This window comes from Buchnera aphidicola (Periphyllus acericola) (assembly GCF_964019855.1).
Taxonomy (GTDB): Bacteria; Pseudomonadota; Gammaproteobacteria; order Enterobacterales; family Enterobacteriaceae; genus Buchnera_J; species Buchnera_J aphidicola_BC.
This window is the reverse complement of sequence record NZ_OZ026466.1, coordinates 325,083-337,229: the sequence shown is the minus strand read 5'-3', so window position 1 is coordinate 337,229 and position 12,147 is coordinate 325,083. Positions and strand designations below refer to the sequence as shown.

At 20.4% G+C, this 12,147-nt stretch carries 13 protein-coding genes and 1 other RNA gene; 5 read left to right on the top strand and 9 right to left on the bottom strand.

From position 1 onward, the window contains the following. Nucleotides 1-66 precede the first annotated feature (66 nt). The 4 genes from dapE to AACK90_RS01680 all read right to left on the bottom strand — a co-directional run bounded on the left by dapE (nucleotide 67) and on the right by AACK90_RS01680 (nucleotide 5,669). A complete protein-coding gene (gene dapE / locus AACK90_RS01695; protein ID WP_339043068.1) occupies nucleotides 67-1,197 on the bottom strand; it encodes a succinyl-diaminopimelate desuccinylase in 1,131 nt (376 codons plus the stop codon). Nucleotides 1,198-1,319: 122 nt separating this feature from the next. Next, complete coding sequence (gene tkt / locus AACK90_RS01690) at nucleotides 1,320-3,317, bottom strand: transketolase (protein ID WP_339043066.1); 1,998 nt, start codon at nucleotides 3,315-3,317, stop codon at nucleotides 1,320-1,322. A 64-nt stretch (nucleotides 3,318-3,381) separates the two neighbouring features. After that, complete coding sequence (gene tal, locus AACK90_RS01685; RefSeq protein ID WP_339043064.1) at nucleotides 3,382-4,338, bottom strand: transaldolase; 957 nt, start codon at nucleotides 4,336-4,338, stop codon at nucleotides 3,382-3,384. Between the two features lie 92 nt (nucleotides 4,339-4,430). Next, nucleotides 4,431-5,669, bottom strand: a complete 1,239-nt coding sequence (locus AACK90_RS01680) for a beta-ketoacyl synthase N-terminal-like domain-containing protein (RefSeq protein WP_339043062.1) — start codon at nucleotides 5,667-5,669, stop codon at nucleotides 4,431-4,433. A 93-nt stretch (nucleotides 5,670-5,762) separates the two neighbouring features. Here AACK90_RS01680 and rsmI point away from each other — a divergent pair, with 93 nt between their 5' ends. Together rsmI and rnpB are read left to right on the top strand one after the other, a co-directional pair. Beyond that, nucleotides 5,763-6,617, top strand: coding sequence for a 16S rRNA (cytidine(1402)-2'-O)-methyltransferase (rsmI, locus tag AACK90_RS01675; protein ID WP_339043060.1), 855 nt, complete (start codon nucleotides 5,763-5,765; stop codon nucleotides 6,615-6,617). Nucleotides 6,618-6,635: 18 nt separating this feature from the next. After that, nucleotides 6,636-7,002, top strand: an RNA gene (gene rnpB / locus AACK90_RS01670) — RNase P RNA component class A. Between the two features lie 50 nt (nucleotides 7,003-7,052). Here rnpB and pmbA read toward each other — a convergent pair. Beyond that, entirely contained in the window at nucleotides 7,053-8,402 is a 1,350-nt protein-coding gene (gene pmbA / locus AACK90_RS01665) for a metalloprotease PmbA (protein ID WP_339043058.1), read from the bottom strand. A gap of 178 nt (nucleotides 8,403-8,580) precedes the next feature. On the opposite strand from pmbA, the gene ppa reads away from it, so the two are divergent. The 3 genes from ppa to rpmG all read left to right on the top strand — a co-directional run bounded on the left by ppa (nucleotide 8,581) and on the right by rpmG (nucleotide 9,616). After that, the gene (gene ppa, locus AACK90_RS01660; protein ID WP_339043056.1) at nucleotides 8,581-9,129 is read left to right on the top strand and encodes an inorganic diphosphatase; all 549 of its coding nucleotides are present in this window, start codon (nucleotides 8,581-8,583) and stop codon (nucleotides 9,127-9,129) included. A gap of 75 nt (nucleotides 9,130-9,204) precedes the next feature. Continuing rightward, complete coding sequence (rpmB, locus tag AACK90_RS01655) at nucleotides 9,205-9,426, top strand: 50S ribosomal protein L28 (protein ID WP_339043054.1); 222 nt, start codon at nucleotides 9,205-9,207, stop codon at nucleotides 9,424-9,426. Between the two features lie 22 nt (nucleotides 9,427-9,448). Continuing rightward, entirely contained in the window at nucleotides 9,449-9,616 is a 168-nt protein-coding gene (gene rpmG, locus AACK90_RS01650; protein ID WP_339043052.1) for a 50S ribosomal protein L33, read from the top strand. Nucleotides 9,617-9,723: 107 nt separating this feature from the next. Here the strand turns inward: rpmG and AACK90_RS01645 are convergent, their stop codons facing one another. Genes AACK90_RS01645 through AACK90_RS01630 form a run of 4 tightly spaced genes read right to left on the bottom strand, consistent with a single transcriptional unit; the run spans nucleotide 9,724 to nucleotide 11,905 of the window. After that, nucleotides 9,724-10,506, bottom strand: coding sequence for a flagellar biosynthetic protein FliR (locus AACK90_RS01645; protein ID WP_339043050.1), 783 nt, complete (start codon nucleotides 10,504-10,506; stop codon nucleotides 9,724-9,726). Between the two features lie 5 nt (nucleotides 10,507-10,511). Further along, on the bottom strand, nucleotides 10,512-10,787 hold the full coding sequence (gene fliQ / locus AACK90_RS01640; RefSeq protein WP_339043048.1) for a flagellar biosynthesis protein FliQ: 276 nt from the start codon (nucleotides 10,785-10,787) through the stop codon (nucleotides 10,512-10,514). Between the two features lie 43 nt (nucleotides 10,788-10,830). Further along, complete coding sequence (gene fliP, locus AACK90_RS01635) at nucleotides 10,831-11,562, bottom strand: flagellar type III secretion system pore protein FliP (RefSeq protein WP_339043046.1); 732 nt, start codon at nucleotides 11,560-11,562, stop codon at nucleotides 10,831-10,833. Nucleotides 11,563-11,611: 49 nt separating this feature from the next. After that, the gene (locus AACK90_RS01630; RefSeq protein WP_339043044.1) at nucleotides 11,612-11,905 is read right to left on the bottom strand and encodes a flagellar biosynthetic protein FliO; all 294 of its coding nucleotides are present in this window, start codon (nucleotides 11,903-11,905) and stop codon (nucleotides 11,612-11,614) included. Nucleotides 11,906-12,147 lie beyond the last annotated feature (242 nt).

Sequence of the window (12,147 nt, the reverse complement as noted above, 5' to 3'; positions counted from 1 at the left end):
TTTTCTTGAGTAAATAAAATTGAAATATATTTCAAAAGAAATATATTTCAATTCTAAAAAAAATATTTAAATAAAAAGTTTCTTTAAAATATTAATATATATTTTACATAATTTGTATAAATCATTAATTTGTGAACATTCATTAATTTTATGTATAGTTTTATTAATTAAACCTAATTCTATAATTTCAGAGTTCATACAAGAAAAAAATCTACCATCAGAAGTACCTCCAGAAGTAGATAAATTTGCATGTAATTTTTGTACTTTATAAATAGAAGATTTTACTACTTCTAATAAAGTTCCTGAATATGTAATAAAAGGATTTCCTGAAACAATCCAATTAATTTTATATTTAGATTGATTTTTTAATAAAAGTTGTCCGATTTTTTTTTTAATTTCTTTTTCAGTAACTTCTGTATTATATCTAATGTTAAAACCTATTTTTATAGAATTAGGAATAATATTTGAAATATTTCTTTTTCCAGACTTTATATAAAATATTTGTAAACTACTAGGTTGAAAAAATTGGTTTCCACGATCTAATTTTAAAAATATAAGATCTTTAATAAAATTAATAGAATTATTAATAGGATTATCTGCAAGATGAGGATAAGCAATATGACCTTGTATTCCATAAATTTCTAATTGAGCACTCAAAGAACCTCTTCTACCGTTCTTAATGGTATCTCCTAAAAAATTTTCACTCGTAGGTTCTCCAACTAAACAATATTCAATATTTTCTCTTCTGTTTCTTAAAATTTTTATTATTTCTTTAGTTCCATCGCAAGCTAAAGATTCTTCGTCAGATGTTATTAAAAAAGATATTCTTCCAGAATGAAACGGATATTTTTTTATAAAATATTCAGTTGCAATAATCATTGCTGATAAAGATCCCTTCATATCCGAAACACCCCTTCCAAATAAAAAATTATCTTTTATAATTGGTTTAAAAGGATCGTTTTCCCATTCCTTTAAATTACCAGGTGGAACAACATCTGTATGACCAACAAAAGTCAAAGTTTTTCCTGAACCTTTACATGCCCACAAATTATTTGTTTGATTAATTTTAATGTTTTCAATAAAAAAACCAATATTTTTTAATCTTTTTGAAATAATTTTTTGACAACCTAAATCTAAAGGACTGATAGAAGGAATCTTAATAAGCTGTTTACTTAACGAAATAATTTCATCTAACATAACATATAATTCCTTTTTAAAATTTAAAAAAAAATAATAAAATTTAATTTTAAAATAAAATGAGAAAAATAAAATATGTAAATAATTTTAAAAAAATTTTATAAAAAATTATAAAAATATATTTAATTTTCAATTAAATTAATAGATTTTTTTATAACATTATCAATTGTAAAACCAAATTTTTTAAATAAATCAATAGCAGGAGCAGAATCTCCAAAAGTTTTCATACCAATAATTTTACCTTTTAAACCTGAGTATTTATACCAATAATCTTTTATACTTGCTTCAATTATTAAACGTTTTTCAACTTCAGGTGGTAAAACTAAATTTTTATATGATAATTTTTGTTTTTCAAAAATATCTGTAGAAGGAATAGAAACTACACGAACAGAATATCCTAAATTAATTAATTTTTCATATGCTGATATTGCTAACTGTAATTCAGAACCAGTAGATACTAAAATAATATCTAATTTTTTCAAACTATCTCTAATAATATAACCACCACGATTAATATCTTTTATTTGAACATCATTTCTTTTAATAAAACTTAAATTTTGTCTAGATAAAATTAATGATGTAGGTCCATCTTTTCTTTCTATAGAATTTTTCCAAGCTATTGCAGTTTCTAATGCATCTGCAGGTCTCCAAACACTCATATTTGGAGTTAAACGAAGACTCGATATTTGTTCAATTGGTTGATGCGTAGGTCCATCTTCTCCTAACCCAATAGAATCATGAGTATATATAAAAATATTTCTCGTCTTCATTAAAGCTGCCATTCTTACAGCATTTCGTGCATACTCTAAAAAAATAAGAAAAGTTCCAGAATATGGAATAAATCCTCCATGTTGAGAAATTCCATTCGAAATAGAAGTCATCCCAAACTCTCTTACACCATAATTAATATAATTTCCTAATTTATACTTATTAATAGACTTTGAACCTGACCATTTTGTTAAATTACTTGGAGAAAGATCTGCTGAACCACCTAATAACTCTAATAAATGAGGACCAAAATATTCAATAATATTTTTAGAAGCTTGTCTAGTGGAAATAGATTCATTTGAACTTTTTAAAATATTAATTAATTTCTTATTTATTTTATTCCAATTTTTTGGTAATTTTTGATTCATACGACGTTTATATTCAAACGCTAACTTTGGATATTTTTTTTTATATTTTGAAAAAACCTTATTCCATGAATCTTCTAATAACTTTCCTTTTTTTTTTGCATCCCATTTGGAATAAATAAAATCTGGAATTTCAAACGGCTGATATTTCCAATCTAAATTTTTTTTTGATAAAATAATTTCTTCTTTTCCTAAAGGAGAACCATGTACATCAGCTGTACCAGATTTATTTGGTGATCCAAATCCTATTATTGTTTTAAAAATTATTATTACTGGTTTATTTTTAATTTTTTGTGCAGTTTTTATTGCATTAAAAATAGATTTAGAATCATGACCATCTATGTTATCAATCACATGCCAATGATAAGATTCAAATCTTTTTTTTATATCCTCAGAAAACCAATAATCTGTATTTCCATCTATCGAAATATTATTTTTATCATATATTAAAATTAATTTTTCTAAACCTAAAGTTCCTGCTAAAGAACATGCTTCATGTGAAATTCCTTCCATCAAACAACCATCTCCAGCAAAAACCCAAGTATAATGATCTACAATTTTATATTTTTTTTTATTAAAATATAATCCTAATGTTCTTTCTGCAATAGCCATACCTACAGCAATAGATATTCCTTGTCCTAAAGGACCAGTTGTAGTTTCTATTCCAGGAGTACATCCAATTTCAGGATGTCCAGGAGTTTTTGAATTTAATTTTCTAAATTTTTTTAAATCTGATACACTTAAATCATACCCAGTTAAATGTAAAATACTATATAACAGAATTGATCCATGTCCATTTGATAAAATAAATCTATCTCTATTTTCCCATAATGGATTATTTGGATTATGTTTTAAAAAAAATCTCCATAAAATTTCAGCAATATCAGCCATGCCCATTGGAGTACCAGGATGTCCAGAATTTGATAATTGAACAGAATCCATACTAATTGCTCGAATTACATTAGACAAATCTTTTTTAGAATTCATTTTTTTTCCTAATTTAAAATAAAAAAATAATACAATAATAAAAATATAAAAAAAAAAATTTAATTTAAATATTTTTTTCTATTATTGATTCAAGAAAATTTTGATCTAAACTAAATTGTTTTATTCCTTCAGATAATTTTTCAACAGCCATTAAATCTTGATTATGTAAAAAGTTAAATTCAGATTTAGACATTTTTTCTTTTATTTTTGAAAAAACTTTTTTAGGTAAAAATAATTGTTTAGAAAAAACTGTATTACTAGATTTTAATTCTTTTAATAATTCTGGAGAAATAGTTAAACAATCACAGCCAGATAAAGACAAAATTTGTTTTTTATTTCTAAAACTTGCTCCCATAATAATTGTTTTATAAGAGTATTTTTTATAATATTTATATATTTTTTTTACTGATTTAACTCCTTTATCAAATAAAACATTATATTCTTTCATTGGATAATGAAGATTATACCAATCATATATTCTTCCTACAAATGGAGAAATTAAAAAAACATTAGCTTCAGCGCAAGCACGAGCTTGTGCAAAAGAAAATAAAAGAGTTAAATTACAATTAATATTTTCTTTTTCTAAATATTTTGCAGCTTTTATACATTCCCAAGTCGCAGCTAATTTAATTAATACTTTAGAACGATTTATTCCATGTTCATTTTCATACATATAAATAAGATCTCTCGCTTTTTTAATACTTTTTTCTGTATTAAAAGATAAACGAGAATCCACTTCACTTGATACAACTCCAGGAATTTTTTTTAAAATTTCAACTCCAAAATTCACAACTATCTTATCTACTGCTCGATTTATTATTTTTTCTTTTGAACCTCCTTTTTTTTTAGAATATTGAATAGATTCTTTAATTAAATAATTATATTTTTCCATTTGTATTGCTTTTAATATTAAAGACGGATTTGTTGTAGCATCAAATGGATTATATTTTTCAATATTTTGAATATCTCCACTATCTATAACAACTTTAGTATACTTTTTTAATTGATCTAATTGATTCATAAAATTAATACCTTTATATGTTTTATAAAAAATTTTTATAATAAAAATAATATCATTTTTTATAAATATTTTTTTAATATAAAAAAATGATGTTAAAAATTAAACTTTTTTAAAATTAAAGTTGTATTTACGCCACCAAAACCAAAACTATTTGACATAACTGTATTCAATTCAATTTTTTTCATAGTTTTTATTATTTTTATATCTTTAATTTCAGAGTCTAATATATCTATATTAATAGACGGAGCAATAAAATTATTTTCTAACATAAGTAATAAAAAAATTATTTCATGAACACCTGAAGCTCCTAATGAATGACCAGTCATCGATTTTGTAGAAGAAATTAAAGGACATTTTTTTTTTTGAAAAACTTTTTTTATAGAATTTAATTCTTGTAAATCTCCTAATTTTGTTGAAGTAGCATGAACATTTATACAATCAATATTAGTAGAAATTTTTTTAATCGAATTTTTCATACATCTTATCATTCCTTTCTCAGATGAAGAAAACATACTAAAACCGTCTGAATTTGTATTATATTCTATTATCTCTCCATATATATGAGCATTTCTAGATAAAGCTGAGTTTAATTCTTCTAAAACTAATATTCCACTTCCTTCAGAAATAACAAAACCATCACGATTTAAATCAAAAACACGAGAAGAAAATTTAGGAAAATTATTATATTTTCTTGATAAAACTTTAATTAAATCAAAATAAAATGCAGTATTTAAAGTAATTGCTTCTGAACCTCCAGAAAAAACTATATTTTGTTTACCAGATCGAATTAATTCATAAGAATGACCTATACAATTTGAAGAAGTAGCACATGCAGAACTAATTGAATAACTAATTCCATTTATTTTAAATAATGTAGATAAACATGCTGAAACACTTGAATTCATAATTTGAAAAATAGTATATATACTACTACTCTCAAATTTTTTATAAACACTATTGTTTATTTGACTTTCATAATTTAAACTTAACAAATTATTTCTCGAAGAACAAAATCCAGTACCAATAATTAATCCTACATTTTTATTATTTTTATATTCAAAATCTTTTAATAAAGAATCATTAATCGCTTGCTTCATTGCTAAATAAGCATAAATAGTTTCTAAATTCATATATTTAAAAAATTTTTTTTTGAAAAATTTTTTATATTTTAAATTTATTTTTCCCCAAACATTACTTTTTAATCCAAAATCTTTCATTTCTTGTGAAAAAACAATTCCACATTCCCCATTTTTTAAAGATTTTAAAACTTTTTTTTTATTTTTACCAATACTGGAAAGAATTCCTAATCCAGTTACAACAACTCTATTCATATAATCCTTAAAATTTTAATTTTAAAAAAATATTTATATAAAATATATAAATATGATATAATTTTTTTAAAATTTTTTTAAAAAAAAGTAATAATGAAAAAAAAATTTGGAAATCTTTTTATTATTCCTACTCCAATAGGAAACATAAATGATATTACATATAGAGCAATAAAAACTTTAAAAAAAATAGACTATATAGCATCTGAAAATTATAAAAATACTTTAAAATTATTAAATAAATTTAATATTAAAAAATCTATCATATCATTTCATCAACATAACGAAATAAAAAATACAAAAAAAATTATAAAGAAAATAAAAAAAAAAAAAAATATTGCATTAGTATCAGATGCTGGAACACCTACAATAAATGATCCTGGTTACTTTTTAGTAAAAGAATGTTATATCAAAAAAATTAAGGTAATTCCATTACCTGGAGCTTGTTCAATTATTTCAGCACTAAGTGCATCTGGAATTCCATCTAACAAATTTTGTTTTGAAGGATTTTTACCGTCAAAAAAAATAAAAAGATGTAAAATTTTAAAAAAATTAAAATACGAAACACGAACTTTAATTTTTTTTGAATCTCCTCATAGAATTAAAAATAGTTTAAAAAATATCCTAAAAATCTTTGGAAAAAATAGAAAAATAACTATCGCACGAGAAATTACAAAATTTTGGGAATCAATAAAACATAACACAATATATAATCTTTTTAATAAATATAAAAATAATTTATTAATCTGTAAAGGAGAAATAGTTTTAGTAATTGAAGGTCATAAAATTAAAAAAAAAAAAATATCCAAAAAAATTAAAAAAACATTAAATTTTTTAAAATCTGAATTATCTTTAAAAAAAACTGCAATTTTAACATCAAAAATTCATAAAATAAATAAAAATATTTTATATAAATACTTGATAAAAAAACAAAATCATGATACAAATTAAAAATATGAAAAATTTAATGAAGTTGACCAAACAATCGCTCTTATATTTAAAAAATTAATATAAGAGAGGAAAGTCCGGGCTCCACAGGACAAAGCGCCAGATAACATCTGGGAGATTAAAATCTACGAACAGTGCCACAGAAAATAACCGCCTATATTATAAATTTTTTATAGGTAAGGGTGAAAAGGTGTGGTAAAAGCACACCGTATAATCTGGTAACAGTTTATAGACATAGGTAAACTCCGCTTGGAGCAAGGCCAAATATAGGAAAATTAGTATAGATCCGTACTTAAAACCTGGGTAGGCTGCTAGAACTAAAAAGTAATTTTTAGTCAAGATAAATGATTGTTTAAAACAGAACCCGGCTTATAGGTCAACTTCATTAATTTAATATATGTAAATTAAAAAAAAATAAATAAAAATTTTAAAAAAAAATTATTCTCCAGAAATAACCATATTAGATATTAATATAGAACCACATTGAATATTCTCTTTTAAATTATAATCATTGCTCATTAAAACTATATTCTTAAAAATATTTTTTAAATTTCCAGAAATTGTAATTTCACTTACTGAATGTTCAAAATTACTATTTCTAATAAAATATCCTGATGCTCCTCTTGAATAATCTCCATTAATAATATTAACTCCGTCACCCATTAAATCTGTAACTACTAAACCAGTATTCATAGTCTTTATTAATTCTTTAAATAAAATTTTATTTTTTTGTATAAATATCCAATTATAAATTCCTCCGGAATGTCCAGTATTTTGTAATCCTAATTTTTTTGATGAATAAGAATTTAATAACCAAGTTTTTAAAATACCATTTTTTATAATAAAACGAGGAATTGTTAAAACTCCTTCATAATCAAAAGGAGCAGATCCTATTCCTTTTAAAATATGAGGATTATCAAAAATACTCAACCATTTAGGAAAAATCAATTTATTTAAACTATTTAATAAAAAAGTAGATTTATTACAAACTGTCATACCTAGAATAGATTTATATAAAGAATAAAAAATACTACCAGCAGCATCAGATGTTAATATAACTGGACATTTTTGAGTAGAAATTTTTTTTGAATTTAATCTCAATAAAACACGTTTAGAACATGTTTCACCTATAAACTTAGGAGATTCCAAATTATTTATTTTTCTAGAAATAGAATAATAATAATCTCTTTCTATTTTAATAGAATTTTTATCTTTAGCTAATACACATGTAGAAAGATCATATCTACTAGATTTATATGATGAAAAGATTCCTTTAGTATTACCAAAAGCAAAAATTCTATTTGAAATATTTAAAAATCCACCTTCAGTATTAATTATCTTTGAATCATAATTTAAAGCATATTTTTCTGTAAAATATGCTAATTTAATATTTTCTTGCAAATTTAATTTAGAAAGATGAAATAAATTAAGATTATAAGCTTTATATGTTAATGGACAAAATTCCGAAAGCCCTGAAAATTTATCAGCAGAAGTATATTTCAAAATATTTATAGCTGAAAAAATAGTCTTCTTAATAGAATTCATATTTAAATCAGTAGAAGATGCAGATCCTTTTTTAAAATTAGAATATACTGAAATAAAATACTCAACATTATCATTAAATTCTATAAATTCAGGTTTTCCATATCTCACAACTATTGCTGTATTATAAGTTTTTGTAATACATACAAAAGCTTCATCCACTTTTTTTTTCACTAAATTAATTGATTCAAAAATAATTTCATTTATTTGTTTTTTTTGATTCGAAATATTCTCTAAATTATACATTTTAACCCTTTTATATTCTTAATTTATTTAAAAATTATAAAAATTTTAATTAAAAAAATTAATAAATTCTATATTATTTTTTTTTAAAAATTTTTTAAAATTCTAATTGTTGCTATAATAATATACATCACATATTATATTAATTATCTTAAAATTATTATTATAAAAAATTTAAAATATGAAATTTAAAAATAAAAATATAAAAAAAATTAATGTTACAATCGAAATATCATCACATTCCACTCCAATAAAATATGAATTTAACAAAAAAAAAATGTTTCTTGAAGTAGATAGAATTATTCCGACATCAATGTTTTATCCATGTAATTATGGATTTATCAATAAAACTATATCTTTAGATAAAGATCCTTTAGATGCACTAGTAATTACTCCATATCCGTTAATTCCAAATTCGTTAATTAAATGTAAACCAATTGGTATGTTAAATATGGAAGATGAATCAGGAATAGATTATAAAATAATATGTGTTCCTATTAAAAAAATTTGTGAAGAATATACCTTAATAAATGACATTACTGATATATCTAAAAATTTATTAAATAAAATTTCTCATTTTTTTAAATATTATAAAAAATTAGAAAAAAATAAATGGACAAAAATTTTAGGATGGAAATCTTCAAATTCCGCAAAAAAAGAAATTTCTTTATCATTTAATAGATATAAAAAAATTAAAAAAATATATAAAAAAAAAAATAAAAAAAATTAAAAATATAAATAATTCATATATTTCTTGTTAAAATTTTTATAAATTGAAAAAAATATATATAAAATAGGAATAATTATGTCCAGAAAATGTCAAATTACAAAAAAAAAAGTAAAATTTGGAAATAAACGCTCACATGCTTTAAATACAACTAAAAGAAAGTTTAACATAAATTTAAAAAAACATAAATTTTGGATAAAAAAACAAAAAAAATTTATAAAATTAAAATTATCTACTAAAGCAATGAGAATTATTAATAAAAAAGGCATAGAAAACGTATTAAAAAATATAAAAATATAAAAAAATAAATTAGGAAAAAAAAATGGCAAAAAAATCTAGAGAAAAAATAAAGTTAATTTCATCATTTAAAACAGGTCATTATTATACAACTACAAAAAATAAAAGAAATACAACAACTAAATTAGAAATAAAAAAATATGACCCTATAGCAAGAAAAAGAACAATATATAAAGAATCTAAAATAAAATAAAAAAATTTTTAAAAAAATAACTTAAAAAAAAATTATAAAATTATAAAAAAAAATATATCTAAATTAGTATAAAAATACTAATATATTTTTATACTATTTTAAAAAAATTATTTAAAATAAATATTTAATATACTTAAATATATTTTATTTAAATAATTATTTAAAAAAAAGAAAATCGGAAATAAAAAAACAAAAAAAGATAATAATCCTATAAAATTTATTATAGAAAAACCAATAGAAAAAATAGATAATTGAGGAGTAAATTTATTTAAAAAACATAAATATATATTCATACAAAATAAAATTATAATAATTGGTAAAATTAAATGAATTCCACTAATAAAAATTAAATTAAAAAATTTAATTATAGAAAAAAATATTTTAATATTTAAAAAATTAAAATTCATTGGAAAAAAATAAAAACTTTGAATAATAGTAGATAAAACCCATAAATGACCATCTAAAGACAAAAATAAAAGAATTAATAAAATGTTTAATAAATGAGACATAACAGATGATCTTAACATAACACTTTCATCAAAAAAATTTAAAATCGATAAACTAGTTTGAAAACTAAAAATTTCTCCAGATATATTTGTAATAAAAAAAATTAAATTTATAGAAAATCCAAGTAAAATTCCAATTAAAATTTGTTTAAATAAAATATATTCTCCTGTTAAAGAAAAAATAGAAAAATTTAATATAGGAAAAGATTGAAATATTACTAAACTAATTATAATAGACAATAAAATTTTCATTTTTATATTAAAATAAATACTATTAAAAACAGGAGCAGTATAAAATAAAAAAAAAATCCGAATCGATAAATAAAAAATATTCTTAAAAACAATAAAACAATTAGTAAAATTATAATTTATCAAATTTGTCATTTGTTTTAACCTAAATATACAACCATTGGTATTTTAAGAAACAAAGTATGAATATATTCAACTATCAGTTCTAACATCCAAGGACCTAAAACAAATAAAACTAAAAAAATAGAAATTATTTTTGGAATAAAAGATAAAGTTTGTTCATTAATTTGAGTAACTGCTTGAAATATACTAATTATTAAACCACTCAATAACACAGAAAAAAGTATTGGAGTAGCTAAAAAAAATAACACTTTACTTGCATCAAAAAAAATATTTTCTAAAAATTCTGAAATCATTAAATTACCTTATATTAACATTTAAAATATTAATAAATTTTTATCAATAAAAACTATGAGTTAAAGAACTAATTAATAACTTCCATCCATCAGATAAAACAAAAATTATTAATTTTAAAGGTAATGAAATAATAGAAGGAGGAACCATCATCATTCCTAATGACATTAATATACTTGAAATTAATAAATCAATAATTAAAAAAGGAATAAAAATTATAAATCCTATTTTAAAAGCAGTAGTTAATTCACTCGTAATAAAAGAAGGAATTAAAACTTTCATAGAAACAACTTTATTTTTTGATGGATAATGATCTAATTTTGTAAAAAGTAATAAATCTTGTTTTCTTGTTTGATTTAACATAAATTCTCGAAAAGGATCTAAACTTTTTTGAATAGCAGTCTCTAAATTAATCTTATTTTTATGAAAAGGTATATAAGAATTTTCATATACTTTATTTAAAGTAGGTTGCATAATAAAAAAAGTTAAAAATAAAGATAATCCAATTAAAATTTGATTAGAAGGAATATAAGGAGTTCCAATAGCACTTCTTAAAAAACTAAAAACAATTATAATTCGAGTAAAACAAGTCATCATTAATATGATAGCTGGAATAAAAGCTATAAATGTTATTAATAATAATGCTTGCATAGAAACAGACCATTGAATTGAATTATTAGTATTTAAAAGAAAATTATTTAATAAATCAGTATCATTTGCATAAGAATTACGTGAAAAAAATAAAAATATAAATATTAACAAAAAATTATATATCATTATAATTATTCCAAAATTTTATAGTATATTTAAAAAATATAATTTTAATTTATTTTTTTTTTTTTTTTTTTTTAGAAAAAGTATGTAATTTAAATATTTTATTTGAAGTAATTCCTAAAATAAATTTTAAATTTTTAACATGTACAACAACTATTTTTATATTAGAATCAATAAAAGTAGTAGATAAAATTTTTATACAAGAAGAATTATTTTGTCTTTTTAAAATCAAATATCTATTAATTATAAAAAAAATTAACAAAAAAATAATAATATAAATTATGATATCAATATTAATAAATTTTAATAAATTAATAGAATTTATTCGTGTAAATAGAGTATTCATATTGTTTAATTTCTTTTAAAAAATAGAAAATATTATAAAAAAATAACTACAAAATATATTTTTTTATATATAAGAGTTATTTATATTGTAAATATTAAAAAAATTTTTATATATTATAAAAAAATTTTTAATAAATATATGAATTTAATAATTATAAATTATAATATTAAATACTGAAAAAATTCTTAAATTTTTTTAAAAAAATAAAGAAAGTATTATATTTTAAAAAAATATTTTTATTT

Coding starts and splice junctions, on each gene's coding strand:
- dapE (WP_339043068.1), bottom strand. CDS start 1,197: ATGTTAGATGAAATTATTTCGTTAAGTAAACAGCTTATTAAGATTCCT.
- tkt (WP_339043066.1), bottom strand. CDS start 3,317: ATGAATTCTAAAAAAGATTTGTCTAATGTAATTCGAGCAATTAGTATG.
- tal (WP_339043064.1), bottom strand. CDS start 4,338: ATGAATCAATTAGATCAATTAAAAAAGTATACTAAAGTTGTTATAGAT.
- AACK90_RS01680 (WP_339043062.1), bottom strand. CDS start 5,669: ATGAATAGAGTTGTTGTAACTGGATTAGGAATTCTTTCCAGTATTGGT.
- rsmI (WP_339043060.1), top strand. CDS start 5,763: ATGAAAAAAAAATTTGGAAATCTTTTTATTATTCCTACTCCAATAGGA.
- pmbA (WP_339043058.1), bottom strand. CDS start 8,402: ATGTATAATTTAGAGAATATTTCGAATCAAAAAAAACAAATAAATGAA.
- ppa (WP_339043056.1), top strand. CDS start 8,581: ATGAAATTTAAAAATAAAAATATAAAAAAAATTAATGTTACAATCGAA.
- rpmB (WP_339043054.1), top strand. CDS start 9,205: ATGTCCAGAAAATGTCAAATTACAAAAAAAAAAGTAAAATTTGGAAAT.
- rpmG (WP_339043052.1), top strand. CDS start 9,449: ATGGCAAAAAAATCTAGAGAAAAAATAAAGTTAATTTCATCATTTAAA.
- AACK90_RS01645 (WP_339043050.1), bottom strand. CDS start 10,506: ATGACAAATTTGATAAATTATAATTTTACTAATTGTTTTATTGTTTTT.
- fliQ (WP_339043048.1), bottom strand. CDS start 10,787: ATGATTTCAGAATTTTTAGAAAATATTTTTTTTGATGCAAGTAAAGTG.
- fliP (WP_339043046.1), bottom strand. CDS start 11,562: ATGATATATAATTTTTTGTTAATATTTATATTTTTATTTTTTTCACGT.
- AACK90_RS01630 (WP_339043044.1), bottom strand. CDS start 11,905: ATGAATACTCTATTTACACGAATAAATTCTATTAATTTATTAAAATTT.